Source organism: Flammeovirga sp. AWQ4_249, from assembly GCF_056161045.1.
In genome coordinates this window covers 73,171-91,073 of record NZ_JBSWYJ010000010.1, presented here as the reverse complement: position 1 = coordinate 91,073, position 17,903 = coordinate 73,171, and the positions used below count along the sequence as shown (strand labels likewise).

General features: G+C 31.8%; 15 protein-coding genes. 8 read left to right on the top strand and 7 right to left on the bottom strand.

Features of this window, described 5'->3' with window-relative positions; translation table 11 throughout:
* Nucleotides 1–39 precede the first annotated feature (39 nt).
* From ACXAHM_RS10130 to ACXAHM_RS10120, 3 genes are all read left to right on the top strand, one after another.
* Nucleotides 40–570, top strand: coding sequence for a hypothetical protein (locus ACXAHM_RS10130; protein ID WP_474960322.1), 531 nt, complete (start codon nt 40–42; stop codon nt 568–570).
* Nucleotides 571–592: 22 nt separating this feature from the next.
* On the top strand, nt 593–1,666 hold the full coding sequence (dinB, locus tag ACXAHM_RS10125; RefSeq protein WP_474960321.1) for a DNA polymerase IV: 1,074 nt from the start codon (nt 593–595) through the stop codon (nt 1,664–1,666).
* 258 nt (nt 1,667–1,924) lie between these two features.
* Nucleotides 1,925–3,298 carry an alpha/beta hydrolase family protein gene (locus tag ACXAHM_RS10120; protein ID WP_474960320.1) on the top strand — a complete coding sequence of 458 codons (1,374 nt, stop codon included), beginning with the start codon at nt 1,925–1,927 and terminating at the stop codon, nt 3,296–3,298.
* On the opposite strand, the gene ACXAHM_RS10115 is transcribed toward ACXAHM_RS10120, so the two are convergent.
* From ACXAHM_RS10115 to ACXAHM_RS10090, 6 genes are all read right to left on the bottom strand, one after another.
* The gene (locus ACXAHM_RS10115; protein WP_474960319.1) at nt 3,295–4,239 is read right to left on the bottom strand and encodes a bifunctional riboflavin kinase/FAD synthetase; all 945 of its coding nucleotides are present in this window, start codon (nt 4,237–4,239) and stop codon (nt 3,295–3,297) included. The two genes, ACXAHM_RS10120 and ACXAHM_RS10115, sit on opposite strands and share 4 nt — an antisense overlap.
* Before the next feature lie 81 nt (nt 4,240–4,320).
* A complete protein-coding gene (gene truB / locus ACXAHM_RS10110; RefSeq protein WP_474960318.1) occupies nt 4,321–5,019 on the bottom strand; it encodes a tRNA pseudouridine(55) synthase TruB in 699 nt (232 codons plus the stop codon).
* A gap of 15 nt (nt 5,020–5,034) precedes the next feature.
* The gene (locus ACXAHM_RS10105; RefSeq protein WP_474960317.1) at nt 5,035–5,826 is read right to left on the bottom strand and encodes an undecaprenyl-diphosphate phosphatase; all 792 of its coding nucleotides are present in this window, start codon (nt 5,824–5,826) and stop codon (nt 5,035–5,037) included.
* Nucleotides 5,827–5,856: 30 nt separating this feature from the next.
* On the bottom strand, nt 5,857–6,090 hold the full coding sequence (locus ACXAHM_RS10100; RefSeq protein ID WP_474960316.1) for a DUF3098 domain-containing protein: 234 nt from the start codon (nt 6,088–6,090) through the stop codon (nt 5,857–5,859).
* A gap of 95 nt (nt 6,091–6,185) precedes the next feature.
* A complete protein-coding gene (locus ACXAHM_RS10095) occupies nt 6,186–7,751 on the bottom strand; it encodes an NFACT RNA binding domain-containing protein (RefSeq protein ID WP_474960315.1) in 1,566 nt (521 codons plus the stop codon).
* 76 nt (nt 7,752–7,827) lie between these two features.
* Complete coding sequence (locus ACXAHM_RS10090; protein WP_474960314.1) at nt 7,828–8,718, bottom strand: zinc dependent phospholipase C family protein; 891 nt, start codon at nt 8,716–8,718, stop codon at nt 7,828–7,830.
* A gap of 188 nt (nt 8,719–8,906) precedes the next feature.
* Between ACXAHM_RS10090 and ACXAHM_RS10085 the strand changes: the two genes are divergently transcribed.
* The 4 genes from ACXAHM_RS10085 to ACXAHM_RS10070 all read left to right on the top strand — a co-directional run bounded on the left by ACXAHM_RS10085 (nt 8,907) and on the right by ACXAHM_RS10070 (nt 12,168).
* Nucleotides 8,907–9,413: an RNA polymerase sigma factor gene (locus ACXAHM_RS10085; RefSeq protein ID WP_474960313.1), complete on the top strand. Its 507-nt coding sequence runs from the start codon at nt 8,907–8,909 to the stop codon at nt 9,411–9,413.
* Nucleotides 9,414–9,485: 72 nt separating this feature from the next.
* Entirely contained in the window at nt 9,486–10,733 is a 1,248-nt protein-coding gene (locus ACXAHM_RS10080) for a 3-deoxy-D-manno-octulosonic acid transferase (protein WP_474960312.1), read from the top strand.
* Nucleotides 10,734–10,821: 88 nt separating this feature from the next.
* Entirely contained in the window at nt 10,822–11,811 is a 990-nt protein-coding gene (gene rsgA, locus ACXAHM_RS10075; RefSeq protein WP_474960311.1) for a ribosome small subunit-dependent GTPase A, read from the top strand.
* A 66-nt stretch (nt 11,812–11,877) separates the two neighbouring features.
* The gene (locus tag ACXAHM_RS10070) at nt 11,878–12,168 is read left to right on the top strand and encodes a hypothetical protein (protein WP_474960310.1); all 291 of its coding nucleotides are present in this window, start codon (nt 11,878–11,880) and stop codon (nt 12,166–12,168) included.
* A gap of 14 nt (nt 12,169–12,182) precedes the next feature.
* Here ACXAHM_RS10070 and ACXAHM_RS10065 read toward each other — a convergent pair whose 3' ends face one another.
* Entirely contained in the window at nt 12,183–15,359 is a 3,177-nt protein-coding gene (locus ACXAHM_RS10065; protein WP_474960309.1) for a SpoIIE family protein phosphatase, read from the bottom strand.
* Nucleotides 15,360–15,852: 493 nt separating this feature from the next.
* On the opposite strand from ACXAHM_RS10065, the gene ACXAHM_RS10060 reads away from it, so the two are divergent.
* A complete protein-coding gene (locus ACXAHM_RS10060; protein ID WP_474960308.1) occupies nt 15,853–17,859 on the top strand; it encodes a glycyl radical enzyme family protein in 2,007 nt (668 codons plus the stop codon).
* Nucleotides 17,860–17,903 lie beyond the last annotated feature (44 nt).

Genomic DNA, 17,903 nt, shown 5'->3' with positions numbered 1-17,903 from the left:
AAACTAAAGTATTTTTGATAAAAAAATGAGTTAAAGATTATGAGTAATAAAGTAAGAATGTGTTACCCTTACTTAAAGGAAACTAGTTTTAAGTGTGATTATGAAATTGAAACAGATTCTTTAGCCAGTCATATTGGGTATGCATTTTCTAAAGCAGGACAATTTCCTCAAATGAAAAATGAGCTTACATGGTTATGTGAAATGGCATACCATGTAAATGGTTCTATCAGAGGTAAATTAGCAGTCTCTGACGAAGATGTAAAGAGAGCAATTGCTATTCACGATAAATACCATGCAATGGTTAAAGAAGAAACAAAAATGTTTAGTCTACCATTAGGAACAGAATTATCAGGCATCCTCAATTTATGTCGTTCAAAAAGTAAAAATTCAACGAGATGGGCCTATAAAATCAATAAGTTTGAAGATATTAAAGTTGAAAAACAAGTCACAGATTTACTAAACACTATGGCTGACATTTTCTTTGTCATGTCTGTTTATGTAAATAAAATGAACGATGTTGAAACAATTGAATTTGTTTCTAAAAGTTATGATATAAAATTTTTCGATTGATTTTGAGATATTAATTTCTTGCATGCATAGAAAAATAATACATATAGACATGGACGCGTTTTTTGCTTCTATTGAGCAACGAGATTTCCCTCATCTCAGAGGAAAACCAGTTGCTGTTGGTGGCTCCAGAGAAAGAGGAGTTGTCGCTGCAGCAAGTTATGAAGCAAGAAAGTTTGGTGTTAAATCTGCCATGCCATCAGCATTAGCATATAGAAAATGCCCCCAGATTATTTTTACTAAATCACGTTTCCATGTATATCGAGAAGTTTCTATGCAAATCAAAAAAATCTTCTTCGAATACACCGATTTAGTTGAACCTTTATCCCTCGATGAAGCTTATCTTGATGTTACTGAAAACAAAAAAAACATCAAATCAGCCATTCACATTGCTGAAGAAATTAGGGCCAAAATCAATTCTACTTTAAACCTAACGGCAAGTGCAGGTGTTTCTTACAATAAATTTTTAGCAAAAACGGCCTCTGATATCAATAAACCTAATGGTTTAGCAGTAATTTTACCTGATGAAGCTATTGCTTTCCTTGAAAAATTACCTATTGAACGATTCTACGGCATTGGGAGTGTAACAGCTGGAAAGATGAAAAAGCTTGGTATTTATAAAGGTGAAGATCTTAAAAAGTGGCCTATTGAACATCTAAATGACACTTTTGGAAAGGGTGGAAAATTCTATTTTCATATTGTTAGAGGAATAGATAATCGAAAAGTAAAACCAACAAGAGAAAGGAAATCAATTGGAGCCGAAAGAACATTTTCTAAAGATGTTGCTGATGTTTCGATTATGAAAAAACAACTATTGAAAGTAGCGGATATTCTTTGGAAAAGAATTCAAACATCTAAAAAATTTGGAAAAACACTTACTGTAAAAGTAAAGCTTCATAATTTTGAAATACACACAAAAAGTAAAACTTTTTCAAAAACTATAACAACACTACCAAAATTAATCGAAGAAGCGTTGAGTTTGCTTGATGATCTAGAACCACAAAATTTTAATATTAGATTGTTAGGAATTAGTATCAGTAATTTTAGCAATGATGAAGAGGATGATAAGGATAGCGTAGAGCAACTTAAATTATTCTAAGTTAAATAGATACTAACAACAACAAAGGCTAAAAAATAACCTAGTAATAATCCTACCAAAACCCCTAGCCCAAAATTACTATTGGCTGTTAGAAGTTTTTTTATTTGATGAACCATAATAGTGAAAACAATCAAAAGGTTTACATATATTTACAAATGTAGAAAATACTTTTTAATAAAAAAATTAAATTTATAAATGAAATAATACTATTTCTTTTCTATCATTTTATCTAATTCCAATACTGATCTATATAATTTCATGAATTTAAAGTATAAAAACTTATTTATCCCATTACTTTTTCTAATGATATCGAGCTTCAATAGTTATTCACAAAATATTGTTGGACCATGGAAAGGTGAATTAAAAATTCCAACAGGGACACTTACTTTAGTTTTTCATATCAATTATGAAAATGAAAGGTTTACTGGTAAAATGGATGTCATTGAACAAGGGGCAAAAGGGATTCCAATTCATGAAATACAACTTAATAAACCATTCTTAACAATCAATCTCCCTAATCTTGGGATCAAATATGTAGGCAATGTGTTAGATGATGATCATATTGAAGGTACTTTCGAACAAAATGGTTTAAAATTACCATTGAATCTTGTAAAAACTTTGGACATAGGTATTGAAAAAGTAAAACCACAAGAGCCTAAACCTCCTTACCCTTATATCACTCAAAATATTACTTTTGAGAACAAAAAAGACGGAATAACACTTAGTGGCACATTCACTAGGCCAACCGAAGGGAAAAAATATCCAGTGATTGTATTAATATCAGGTTCAGGACCACAAGATCGTAATCAAGAAATTTTAGGACATAAGCCTTTTTTATTAATCGCTGATCAATTCTCAAGAAATGGCATTGCTGTCCTAAGATTTGATGATAGAGGAACAGGAAAATCCACAGGCTACTTTAAAGAGGCTACAACCTATGATTTTGCTGAAGATGTTCAATCTGCTGTAGAATACCTTTCAACAAGAGAAGATATTGATACTAATAAAATTGGCCTATTAGGGCACAGTGAAGGTGCAATTGTAGCAAGTATTGTTGGGGATAAAAATGATAATATCAATAGAATTATATTGATGGGTGGACCTGCAGTTAGAGGGAACGAAGTTATGCTTTATCAAAAGAAAATTATTGAAGAAAAAAGTAGTATTCCACAATCTGTCGTTGATAAAAACCAAAAGATTTTCTCTGAGGCCTATCAGATTATTTTGAGAAATGAACAGCCACTATACGATAAGCTAAGTGAATATTTTAAGCATCAATACAACCATCAAATTAGTGATAAGCAGATTCATGCTCTAGCCGCTAGTTTATCCTCTAAGTGGATAACAGAATTTATTAAATTAGATCCTGCTGTTTATCTCAAAAATGTAAATTGCCCTGTTTTGGCATTATTTGGTGAAAAAGACCTTCAAGTGGCTCCTGTTCAAAATAAAATAGCGATGGAAAATGCTTTAAGTCATAATCCTAATGCTAAAATTGTGGAAATAGAGGGTGTTAATCACCTCTTTCAAACTTGCTCAACGGGCTTACCAACTGAATATGGACAATTAGAAGAAACACTTTCTCCAGTTGTTATTAATGAGATGGTAAATTGGTTAAAGCTAGAAAATTAATTATTCTCTAAACCTTTCAATGCTGATATTTTATCCTCATGAAGTTGTTCAATTAAAGACTCAACTCCATCAAATTTCATTTCTTCTCGAATATGGTTAATGAACTCTATCTTTATGTCTTTTCCATAAATATCGGCTGAAAAATCAAAGATATTTACTTCTATCGTTTGTTGAATACCTTCTGTTACAGTTGGACGCTTACCAATATTCATCATTCCTCCATACCATTCACCTTCCACTTCTGCTTTAACGCCATACACACCCGTTTTAGGTAATAACTTGAATTGTTCATTAAGTTGAATATTAGCTGTAGGAAAGCCAATTTTACGTCCAATTTTATTACCACTTACAACTTTTCCTGAAAGCGTATAATTGTAACGTAAGTATTTATTTGCTGTGGCAACATCGCCATCTTCCAGTAATGCTTTACGAATAGCTGTTGAGCTAACGGCAGCATTTTCTATTTCTTGCTTTGTTATCTCCTCTACTTCAAACCCAAACTGTTCTTGATGTGCTTTAAGATATTCAAATCCTCCTTCTCTATTTTTACCAAATCGATGATCATATCCAATCACCAATTTTGTAGTATTTATTTTATCAATTAAAATTTTTTGAACAAAATCCATTGAACTCATCTGAGCAAAGGATTTATCAAATTTAATGACAATGAGATGATCGATATTTTCTTTCTCTAATCTATCTATTTTTTCTTCAAGATTAGTGAGTAATTTAAGAGTTTTGTTTGCTATTTCTGGCTGAATTGTAAATCTAGGATGAGGCCAAAACGTAATGATTACTGTTTCAGAATTATCTTTCTTTGCAGTTTCACGTAAGTGTGTCAAAATTTGCTGATGACCATAATGAACACCATCAAATGTACCACTAGTTACTGTTGCCCTCTTTAAGGGAGTGAAATTTTCAATACCGTAATGTACTTTCATTCGATTATGACTGATTTTTCAGCTATTCAAAAAGAGTACGTTTAGTAATCAATTAAACTAAACGTACTTCTATATTTTTTATTAATCTTGAGACTCTTGTTGATTTCGCCATTCTCTAATGACTTCGATCCATTCATCAACCGTTTTAGCATCTTTTACATCATACTCTCCGATTTTTGTTCTTCGAAGAGCCGACATATATGCTCCTACTCCCAATGCTTCGCCAAAGTCTCTTACAAAACTACGTACATAAGTTCCTTTAGAACATACCATTCTAAATTGCACCTTTGGAAAATCAATATTGGTAATTTCTAATTCTTTAATCTCAATTTCCCTCGGGTCAATCTTTACTTCTTTCCCTTTTCGTGCATGTTTATAAACACGAACACCATCCACTTTAATAGCAGAATGCATTGGAGGTACTTGTTGAATTCTACCAGTAAATTGAGGAAGTAAATTTTGAATATCCTCTTCAGTGATGTGACTATAATCAACCTGATTTTCAACTTCAGTTTCTAAATCAACAGAAGCTGTTGTTGCACCAATTACCATTTCACCTTCATATTCTTTGATTTTACCTTGAATTTGATCTATGGTTTTGGTTTTCTTTCCTGTACACAATATCAAAAGTCCAGTAGCTAAAGGGTCCAAAGTACCTGCATGCCCTACTTTCTTCACCTTCATTTCCCAGCGTAACTTTTTCACTACACCAAAAGAAGTCCATTCTAATGGCTTATCAACTAATACAGTTTCTCCTGCTACAAAATCAAAATCTTGCATACTGATTTTTTAATTCTAATTAATTAAAGAATAAATAATTGCACCACTACCAACTACTGCGCACCAAATAGAGAAGTACATTAATTTAGATTTTTTGACCAATGAAATCATCCATGTACAAGCAAACATACCTGTAATGAAAGCAGCAAAGAAACCTACTGTCATTGGGACTACTTCAAAATGTGTAGAAAATGCTCCATCCAATAAATCTTTCGCTATTTTACCAAAGATAAGTGGCACGACCATTAAAAATGAAAAGCGAGCAGACTTTTCACGGTCAATTCCTAATAAGACAGAGGTAGATATTGTAGCACCAGATCTTGAAATACCTGGTAAAATGGCAATTGCTTGAGAGATACCTATAATGATCGCCTCTTTATAACCAACACTCTTTTCAGTGTTCTTTGCTTTATCAGCAAGTACTAACAATACTGAAGTGACGATCAACATACAACCGACAAATAAAATAGCACCACCAAACAATTTTTCTAATTGATCATCTAAAAATACACCTACTAAAGCTGCAGGGATCATAGATAAAATAATCTTTACTGAAAACTCTGTTTCTTCATTCCATTTAAACTGAAATAATCCTTTCAGAATATCAATAATTTCTTTTCTGAATATTACACAAGTTGATAATGCAGTTGCAAAGTGAAGCATTACTGTCATCATCATACTTTCTTCCGCAACACTTGTATCTCCAAGAATTGCTTTAACTAATTCTAAGTGTCCGCTACTAGATACAGGTAAAAACTCTGTTAATCCTTGAATAACACCAAGAACGATAGCTTCAAAAATATTCATTGATAATTAAGTTATAAAAAGGTCAATAATTTACTCTTTCGTTGAACTATCCTTCGCTTTAGGATTTAATAAGATAGCATAGAAGTTAAGACCAAAACCTGACATTACTATGATTGGGCCAACTGTTAAACCTAATGCACCCATTCCCATTGGTTCAGAATCTAAAGACATCACGAAAAATCCTAACATGATTAATCCAATTCCGATAAGCATAAACATGAAGTTTTTCTTACCAAATGCCAAGTGTTCTTTATTATTGCTCATTATTATTTTATAAAAGTGTATTTGTACAAAGTTAATAGATCGGTAAATATATCTACTATTTCCGGTTTAGTATATAATTATATTCTCTTTTTTACTTAGTTTAATGATTCTGAAAACGGTGCTGGCTCTATTAAAACCACCTTTTCTTTATCGACCACAACTAATCCCGCTGGATCACCTTTACGTTTTCTCACAAATTTCTTTGGTGTATAAATCACAGGGCAGAGCGTATCCGTTTTTCGCTGTGAATAATAAGCTGCAATTGAAGCCGCTTTTTCTATTACATCAACTGGGAAAGTAGGCTGTTTTGATTTCCATTTTACCACAACATGAGAACCTGCAACATCTCTAGCATGTAACCATAAATCTCTTTTATGTGCATATCTTTGTGTTAGAAGATCATTGTTTACAGCATTTTTACCTACCCATATTTCAAAACCTTTATATTCAAATTTTCTAAATGGAAAAATAGTCTCATTTTTTTGGAGTTTCTGTAAATTATTTGCCTTGATATATTTTCTAATTTCCCTTACCATTTCAAATTCTAAAAGAGCGTTTTTATGAAGTTGCATTTCTTCCATCTCTTTTTCTTTTAATTCAATATTGGCTTCAAGGTTTTTGATTTCTAATTTTTGATTTTTAGCCTTTCTGTAATACGTTTCTGCATTTTTTTGAGGCGTTAAAAATTCATTCAATTTAATCGTAATCTCCTCCTCTTTATAGAAATCAAATAATTTAATTTTCTTGGTACGGGCAGGAATAGCATGAAGGTTCGCCATAATAATATTGGCAATTTCTTCAAATCGAGCACTTACAGTAAGTTCCTCATAGCGATTGAAATTCTTTTTTAGGTAAGCTTTAGATTGCTTTAATCTTTTATCTATTTCCTTAATTAAAGGTACTCTTTCTCTTTCTACAAAATACCTTTTCGAAAAACGATAATAAAATTCATTGGCTGCTTCTATTGGATCATTTGATTCCAATAAAATATTTCCATCCTTAAAAAGTAAAAAATGTACCTGTTCTTCTTTTTCGGTAATATAAAAATGAGAGGATGTCAATTCCGTGAGTAGAGGTTGAAGTTTTTCCCATTGTTGATCAGAAGATAAATTCTCCCATCCTTGTTCTTTTAAAAATGATTGAGCTTCTCTACCCAAAGTTGGAAAAGTTACCTGTAATCCATTTTCAAGAAAACCATCTTTTGTCTGATCCAATACTCTATCTAAACTAGAGACATCCATATTCTGATCTTCAATATGTCTCTTCTGAAAAATAGAAAATACTTCACCTTCGTGGATTAATAAAATATTAGATCTATTTCCGTACATCTTAAAAAGAATACCCCAATCATTTGTCATCTTGATTAAGAATGCTCTTTCGTTTTTATATTGAATTACATCTGTAACTTCTAAATCTTCTTCGACTGCTTCTTTAAAAAGGTCTATACTGTTTACCTTTTTTCTTTGATAGTCTAATGGAAAAGTCAATAAATTGAAATTAGGAATTAGTGAAGCCCTTATCCATTGTTCTCTCCCCCCTTTATAGAAACCAATCATCATTTCGTCTTTACTCTGACTGAAACAGGCTCCTAATTTCATTCCCACAAGTTTGCCTTTTAAAGCAGCACTCAACTGCGTTAAAAAGTAATAATTATTAAACATGGCTTTTGTATATTTTCTCTAATAGAACCACGAAGATAAGATTTATACTGTGAAGACTTTCTTTTTTAATGATATTTCAAGATTGTTTTCTATTTTTTCCCTTTCTCTTTTTATGCTTTTTATTTTTTAATAAACTATTAAGATCAGGTTGTCCAGCATCTATCCAACAAGAATACCAAATCGATGCAAGTCTAAGAATAGATAATTGCATTCTTTTTTCAACCATCCCTCCCAATTTTTCATGATATAATTTGACATATTCATCATTTCCTTGCGTCACTAAACTTCGTCCTCTTCGTGAAATCTTCATTTTTGCAGGTGAAGACAATTGTTGAACAACTGTAGACTCATCATTCAACACTTTTTTCACCAAAGAATGAGATTCTCCCATAATCACCCATAGTGTATCTAGTGGATTTTCAATAAAATAAGGGTTTTGTTTAGGGAAATTATAATAGCTTCCAAACTTTTCAGGAAGTGTAGTTTCCCAAAAAGAATGTATACCATATTGACCTGTTAACTGACCATTATAATTGTGTGTAGTATGAAGTGGTACATGTAAGTCGGATAAGTAGTGCCCCATCTCTCCTGCATATTTTAAGATCATTTCTTCATCTTTCTTTTCAAATGCAGTCCTCAAAGCATAATAATAATTCATCAAATTCCATGGTGAATAACCATGTTCATGAATATGATTTTCTCCATATATTAATAAAGCATCATTATAATTTATAGACTTCTCAAGGAATTCATCATCGTAAAGTTCAATATCTACATAATGTCGACCTGCCTCCTCATCTGATAAATTTCGTCTTTGGTCAGGCATTACTGCTCTTTTTTTTATTTCAGACATATTCTCTTTAAAAAAGGGGAACATTTCTTTAGGAAGAAGGAATACAGCTTCTGTATTAATAGTAACATGAGCATAAAATCCCCAAAGCGGGAAGAGTATTGTTTTGAGTAGCATAGTTAGATAAATCGTTAAGCATTAATTCTAATGTAAAATTAAAATATTAAGAGTTGAAATACACAATTTTACATCAAAATCATATTTTGTTTATCTTTTTCATGTTTTTATTAAACAAAATTTTGAAGTTAAAATATAATGTTTTATAATTGTTTATCAATAATTACAAATAGTTAAACAAAATAATTATGACAGCTATAGAATTCAATCAAAACATCCAATTCTTAATACCATCTTTAGAGCCATTCGCATTGAAGTTGACAAAAGATCACGCGAATGCTAAAGACTTAATTCAGGAAACTATGTTAAAGGCGTTTTCAAATAAAGAAAAGTTTGCTACTGGCTCGAACTTAAAAGCATGGGTTTTCACAATAATGAAAAACACATTCTTAACTGATTATCAGAAGAATGCAAGAAGAAAAACATTTGTAGACACGACTGATAATTTACATTTTATCAACAGCACAACAACACAACAAGTGAACAATGCTTTTGGAGCTTTCACAATGAATGATATCCAAGTTGCTATTGGTGATTTAGAAGAAATTTACAGAGAGCCTTTCGTGATGTATTTCAGAGGATTTAAATACCACGAGATTTCAGAACGTTTAAATATTCCAATTGGTACTGTAAAAAACCGTATTTTCCTTGCTAGAAAAGAGTTGAAAGCTACCTTGAAAGTTTATGAATTATAAAATTCAGATAGAATAAAAAATATTTACATCTCAACGAATTACTCTTGATACAAATATTTATACATTTGCATCATGATGAGAGAGGATTTATATAATATGGGAGTTCATGCTTTTTCAGGATTAATGAAATTAGCATCGAAATTAAACCCCAAAGCAAAATTGTTTGTAGAAGGTAGAACTAACCTTATAAATAAGATTAAGGTCGACTTTAAAGAGAATACTTCTGAAATTGCATGGTTTCACTGTGCATCGTTAGGAGAGTTTGAACAAGGCAGACCGGTTATCGAAGCATTCAAATCTACTTTCCCTAAATACAAGATAGTTCTTACATTCTTTTCACCAAGTGGATATGAAGTCCAAAAAGAATATAAGTACGCGGATTTTATTTATTACCTTCCATTAGATACCAAAGAAAACACTAAAGTTTTCGTTGAAACAATACAACCTAAAATTGCCTTTTTTGTTAAATATGAATTTTGGCATAACTATCTCAAACAACTTAAACTAAATAATAGTAAAATCATCTCTTTCTCTACCATTTTCAGAGCAAATCAGGCTTTTTTCAAAAAAAATGGTGGTTTTCAACAAAATATGTTGAAACAGTTTGATTATTTCTTCACACAAGATCAGAATTCTGCGGATCTTTTATCTTCAATTAATATTAATAATAAAAAAGTTACTGGAGACACACGATTCGATAGAGTTTTCGAAATATGTCAAAACCCACTTGACATACCCATTGCCAAAGTATTTTCCGAAGGCCACCTGACTATGGTGGTTGGAAGTAGTTGGCCTAGAGATATTCATGCTTTAAAATTAGCAATCAACAAAATACCACAACTCAAAGTTATTGTAGCCCCTCATGAGATAACATCAAAAAAAATTGAGCAGATCTTTGAGATTTTCAAATCAAGAAAAGGAATCAAGTTTTCAGAAGCTACACTAGGAAATATTAAAGAGTATGACTTATTAGTTATCGATAACGTTGGTATGTTATCTTCCCTTTATCAATTTGCAGATTTTGCATTTGTAGGTGGTGCATTTGGTGAAGGTTTACATAACATTTTAGAGCCTGCAACCTTCGGAATACCAGTACTTTTTGGCAAAGAATTTTATAAATTCAACGAAGCTATTCAATTAACTCAAATAAAGGGTGCTTATTCTATTCAAAATGAAGAAGAATGTTTCAAATTGGTCGAAAAACTAACTACAGATTCCTCTTTTAGACTTTCTACAGGCAAAATCACAAAAGCTTTTGTAAAAGAAAACTTAGGCAGTACCGACAAAATAATTGAATTTTGCCATGATGCTTTACGATAAATCAATTAAATAAGGTAGTTTTGTAAACTAAAATCTCTGTTTTGAGCTTATTAATATATAATTTATAATAATACTTTTAATCACTAGAATGGCAAAAAAGAAAAGTAGTAAAAAGAAAAAACAAACCGATAAAATTGTAACTGAAAAATTTACAGGTTTAGTAACTAAATCTACTGGACTTTGGTACAATGTAATGGATGAAACTACTGAAAAGAGCTATAAAGGCAGATTAAGAGGTAAATTAAAGCTTAAAGGAATGAAAGTTACGAACCCTATTGCAGTTGGTGACTTTGTTGAGTATTCCATTGAAGATGAGGTAGAAAATACAGTTATAATACATGATATTTTACCTCGTAAAAATTTCATCTTAAGGCAATCTACTCGAAAGAAATACCATGGACATGTGATTGCTGCAAATATAGATCAAGCTATACTTATTGCAACCTTAGCCCTCCCAAAAACGTCTTTAGGATTTATAGACAGGTTTTTAGTTGCTGCGGAATCATACAATGTTCCTACATATATCGCTTTCAATAAAGACGATTTATTAGATGATGCAAGCCGTGAATATTTAGATGATCTAAAAAATATTTATGAACCCTTAGGCTACAAATGCATACGCATTTCTGCTCTAGAAGACAGTAATTTAGATGAGATTAAATCCATTGTAGAAAACAAAACATCATTACTTGTTGGACACTCAGGTGTAGGAAAATCAACCCTTTTGAATAAGTTGGCATCAAATGTGCTTCAAAAGACAGATGAGGTATCACTTTATGCAAACAAAGGTAAACATACTACCACATTTGCCGAGATGTTCGAATTGATTGACCATAATGGACATTTAATTGATACCCCTGGTATTAAAGAGTTGGGGATTATGGGAATCGAGGAGAATGAAATAGGACATTTTTTCCCCGAAATACGTGAAGTGATGCATGACTGCAAATACAATAATTGTACTCATACACATGAGCCGCATTGTAGAGTACAAGAACTTGTAGAAGAAGGTGTTATAGCTCCATCAAGATACTTAAGTTATTTAAGTATGTTAGAAGGAGACGATAACCGAAAATAATGGTATATTGTAATTATTATCACTAAACTCTTCAAAGTGATAATATTTTTTGAAATAGTACGAATTATGAAAGAAATAATCGTTGAAAAAATAAATACTCCAGAATCTACATTGATAGATTTTTTAATTTACGATAGGCAAAAAAATTTGCTTCAAGTCTCATACAAGCGTGGTAAACATGCAGGTAAATTAAGAAGCTATGCAAAATTCCCTGCGGATTCATATGATATGATCATTACATCAAGATCAAAAGGTAAGACGTTGTTGAGAGAACTTAAAAGATACAAGCAAGAACAAGAGTCGTTCTTCAGTTTCTTTAAAAATATCTTTACGTCTGACGATAAAATCCCTTACTAAAGATTACTTATTATTTAAAGGCGAAGCCCAATAATTGTAACATCATCAATTTGGTCTATTTCCCCTTTCCAATTATTAAAATAATTATCTAACCATTCACCCTGGTTTCTCAAAGAATTTATATCAGATAATTTTTCTAACAAACTTCTAAACTTCGATATACCGATCCTTTTTTCATCAATATTAAACTGATCGTAAAACCCATTTGTGGTCAGATATAGAATCGTCTCCTTTTTGAGAATGAATTGATGAACAGCAAAACCTTTTTCCTTAACATGTTTTGGTTCATTCCCTATGGCTCTACGTGTTCCTTTTATTTCAGTAAGTACATTATCTTCTAAGTAAAATAGAGGTCGTTTTGCTCCGGAAAACTCTACTTTTAATGTAACTCCATCTCTTATTACTCTTAAAACTACAAGGTCCATTCCAATCATTGTCGGATCCTTTTCTGCTTTTTCAAAAAGTTTTTGATCTAAGTTTTCAAGAATTTGATCAGGTTTCATGGTTGATTCATTTACGATCTCATTTAATAAATCAACACCAATTATGGATTGAATTACACCTGGAATACCATGACCAATAGAATCTCCTACAACATAGTAAGAGATGGATTCATTCTTTTGTGTAAATGATTTTTCCCAATAAAAATCTCCAGATACAGTTTCTTTTGGTTTGAATAATATAAAAGCATCTGAACAGAAATTTTTAAATTGATCTACTGAAGGTAAAACAACAGACTGAAGTGAATTTGCATAATTAAGCTGCTCTTGCATCTCTAATTGCTTTTCTTTGAGAACAGTATTCACCTTCATGAATTTTGACACCTGCTTTTTTAGGATAAGCTCTCTATTGGATAAAATCTTATTTTTAGTTTTTACTTCTTCAGTTCGTTCACTGACTAATTTTTCTAATACTTCTCTGTCGTGTTGATTTTTTTCATCATACAATTTAAAAATGATGAAAAATACGCCTAACAAAATAGAAAGTGCTCCTAAAATACCATACCACGTTCTATACCACCTTTCTGTAATTACAAAAGTAAATTTCAAAGGGGCACTCCAAAGGTATTCTCCCGTCTGCTTCGCTTTTAACTCTAAAGTATATTTACCTCTTTTTAATCCCGATACAATAAATTTGTTTTTCCATCCTAGATCTTCCCAATCACCATCATTATATCTTATCTTATATTTAATCAGATTACCGGGATAGGACAAACTAGAAAATTCAAATTCTAAAAACGAAGACTTTGAGATTTCTGGAACATCTGAAGCTTTAAAATTAAAGTCAGCATTTTTTATAGAAGTAAATACAGGTTGAGGTGTCTGTTTTATGTTCACTACTTTATTAGATACGCCAATTCCTGACGTTGTACCTACCCAAACTTCACCTTTATTATCCAACAAAACACCTCTATAAACCATTGTTTTACTTGGCAATCCAGTCAGTTCATCAAAAATTAAATTATTTTTCCAATTTTTGGTTCTTATCAAACCCATAGAATTTGCCAACCAATACACATTTTCTTCCTTTTGATCTTTGACAATTCCTTTGACTACACCCACATCAATACCTTTCACCTTTTTTTCCACTAAAGAATCTCCTGAGAAATAGGCTAAACCAAAATTAGTCGCAAAGTAAAATTGATCATTATCATAAAAGAGATCATTTACACCTATAGCTATATTTCTTGTTAAGGCTACAGGTTTACTTAAGTTTTCAAACCTTTGACTTTCCTTATTAAATTGATAGAAGTAGCCTTTATCCTTGCTTCCTCCTAAGTAAAGGTTATTATTAATAATTTTCAGGGTATTAATCTTACTCGTCACACCTTTATCTCTCCCATAAGAAGAAGGGTATTTCATTCTATGTAATTTATAAACACCTCCATGATCTTGTACATACCAAAAACCCAAATCCGATGAATAGGCTACATCATAAATAGCTCCACCATTATTAGAACAATCTATTACTTCATCTAATTTCCCATCTAATGTATACACTAAAAACTTCCCAATATTCGTAGAAAACCAATAACGGTCTTCAACTCTTATTATTCTTAATACAATTCCATATTGTTTTGGGATCATCCACCTATCAATTAATTTATTAGTATTGATTTCACAGAAAAAAATACGTTTACCATCCGTAAAAATTACCTTATCATCATCTTGCTGAATAGATTGTATATATCCATTCGTTTCTTGAGCAAATGGTGCACTAAAATATTGTTCTCTTAAGTATATCACGCCATTATCTGAGGCTAACCATATATTTTTTGATTGATCAATAAAAACAGATGAAACAACTTTCTGTTTGACAATATCAAGTGGCTCTGCTTTATATCCTCTCTTTGAAGCATTGATTTTATACACACCATCACTCCATGTCGAAGCAATCCAATAATCATTAGACATTAGTTTAATTGTCGAAGCCGATATATATGGAAGTACAACTTTATGAGATAATACCTTTATTCCATCTTTATCAAGGATCAATTCAATAACACCAGATTGAGTTGCGGCAATTATTTTCCCATTGTAAAAAAAAGCATCATTGATCCTTTCATTATTCATTAGAATTGGAATCTCAATAAACTGATCTTTAGTTTTATCATATTTGTATAAATATCCTGCCTCAGAAAATGTATAAATTCCTAATACAGGATCTTCAAAAATGGCAAAAGATCTTTGGAAATTAGTAGGTAGATCTCTTTCTGAAAATTGATACCGATTTAATACTTCAAGACTTGAATCTAATTTATAAATAGCGTGGTTATCTGAAACCCAAACCTTTTTGTCTAAACTTTCAACAATTGATTTTGGGTACCACAATAAAGTATCAGAAGCATAATTATCTCCTTTTATTAATGTCTTAACTGTTGGGTAATCAGGGTTGGTCATTATTTGTATTAAACCTAAGTCAGTTGTAGCAATAGTTTTCCCACTGGAAGTTGTAAAAACTGACTTCACATATTTACTCGGCAATCCTTCTTTCAGTTGTAAAAAGTTGGTCCCATCAAATCGAATCACACCATCATCAGTTGCCAACCACATGAAACCTAAACTATCGCTACATACTGATTTCACTAAAGCATTTTGCAATCCTGACAATTCATTATAAGACACCTTCTGCCATTGAGCAAAAGTTGGATTATTACAAAAGTTCAAAGATAAAAACGCAATAACTGTCACCCATTTTATTTTCAATAGGTGATTTAAAAGAAATTTAAGCAAGTCGATAATTTGGGTCAAAATTAATATTTTTAGCTAATAAAATTCATTGGTTTTCTGAGTAGAATTTACATAATCCCAAAGTCAATTCACAATAATCTTTACAGAAAGTTTTTTTTTGAGAGTGAATAGTTAACTCATGAAAATAAAATATTAAAAATGCAACATTGATTTTCATGAATTCACTTGCTTTATTTGTAAGACATGAGGATGAAATATATATTCTATTTTTCAATGCCTAACAAGACAATCTATAAGTAATTCTACTATAAGTTAAGACATACCTAAATATTTTTAGAATTACATAATATATTGATTAACAAATATATACTTGGATTAATGTTATTTATGCGTGAATTAATAAATAATATTTCGTAAATTATATTAAAGATTATAATTCCAGTTTACAAGTGCATTTTAAGCTGTTCCAGTGCACTATAACTTTTCTAATAAAATGATGACATATAAATTTATTCTAAACGATGAATTCCTTGAAAAGTACAAAAACACTAAACCACCATTCGGCTTCAATGGACTAGGCGAATTAGTTTACATGCGTACTTATTCACGTCTTAAAGATGACGGTACGAATGAAGTATGGTGGGAAACGGTAAGACGTGTTGTCGAAGGAACTTACACAATCCAAAAAAATCACATCTTAAAATACCAATTAGGATGGGACGATAATAAAGCCCAATTATCAGCACAAGAAATGTATGACCGTATGTTCAATATGAAGTTCTTACCTCCAGGTAGAGGACTATGGGCAATGGGTTCTGAGCTAACTACTAAAAGAAATTTATTCGCAGCACTAAACAACTGTTCTTTTGTAAGTACAGAAACAATGGCAGCTGATCCTACAAAACCTTTTGAGTTTTTAATGGACATGTCAATGTTAGGAGTTGGTGTTGGTTTTGACACTAAAGGAGCAGGAACAGTTACTATTTATCAACCAAACAAAGAAGATAAAGTTACATATGTCATCCCTGATAGCCGTGAAGGTTGGGTAAACAGTACTGGAATGTTATTAGATTCATTCTTCCACAAAGGTAGAGTGAATGTAGAATTTGATTACTCAAAAATCAGAGAAGCAGGTTTACCGATCAAAGGTTTTGGTGGTGTTGCATCTGGTGCAGGTCCATTATTAAAACTACATGACCAAATAAGAGCAATGTTTGAAGGAAGACCTGAGGACGCTACTATTACGGTAACTGACATTGTGGACATCATGAACATGATTGGATGCTGTGTTGTTGCTGGAAATGTTCGTAGATCTGCTGAAATTGTTTTTGGTGAAGCTGATGATGATGAATACTTAAAATTAAAAGATTACCGTTGGAATCCTGAAACACAACAAATGGAAGGATCTTCAGCACATAGATCTGAATATGGATGGTCATCAAATAATTCTGTATTCTCACATGTAGGTATGGATTACAAAAAAGTTGCATCTCAATCTGCTGTCAACGGTGAACCAGGCTACATTTGGTTAGACAACATGCGTAAATTTGGACGTATGGGGGATGCTCCTGATAATAAGGACAACAGAGCAATGGGTACGAACCCTTGTGCTGAACAAACTTTAGAGTCATATGAACTTTGCTGTCTTGTAGAGACTTTCCCTACTAGAGCTACTAGTAAAGAAGATTACTTAAGAACGTTAAAGTTTGCTTACTTATATGCCAAAACAGTAACGCTTACAAATACACACTGGCCTGAAACAAACCGTGTTCTTTTAAGAAATAGAAGAATTGGTACTTCAATGTCTGGTATTGCACAATTTGTAGAAAACCAAGGTTTAGATACTTTCAGAGATTGGTGTGATGACGGTTATAATACAATCAAAAATTGGGATAGAATTTATTCTGAATGGCTTTGTGTTACACCTTCAGTTAAAACAACATCTGTGAAGCCATCAGGTACAGTTTCATTACTTCCAGGTGTTACACCAGGTATGCATTACCCTGAAAGCAATTTCTATATCCGTAGAATTCGACTTTCTAAGAAATCACCATTGATTGAAAAATGTATTGCTGCCAACTATCATGTAGAGCCAAGTGTATCCGAATCTGATACTATGGTTGTCTCGATTCCTGTTAAGATTGACAATGTAAGAACTGTAAATCAAGTAGGTATTTGGGAACAAGTACATTTAGCGGCATTCTTACAAAGATATTGGGCAGATAACCAAGTATCGGTAACTGTTACATTCAAGAAAGATGAAGCCAATCAGATTGAACCAATCTTGAATTATTTCCAATATCATTTAAAATCTATTTCATTCTTACCGAAATTAGAATTAGGAAATACAGTTTATCCTCAGATGCCTTATGAAGAAGTTTCAAAGGATAAATATGAAGAACTTGCTAAACATATCAAGCCTCTAAACTTCAATGATTTAGGACAAGGGCAAGATGTTGAAGCAGAAAAGTTCTGTGATGGAGATCATTGCCAACTATAATATTTATTAGTTGCTTTAAATATTAATAAGTGCTTAAGCCGAAA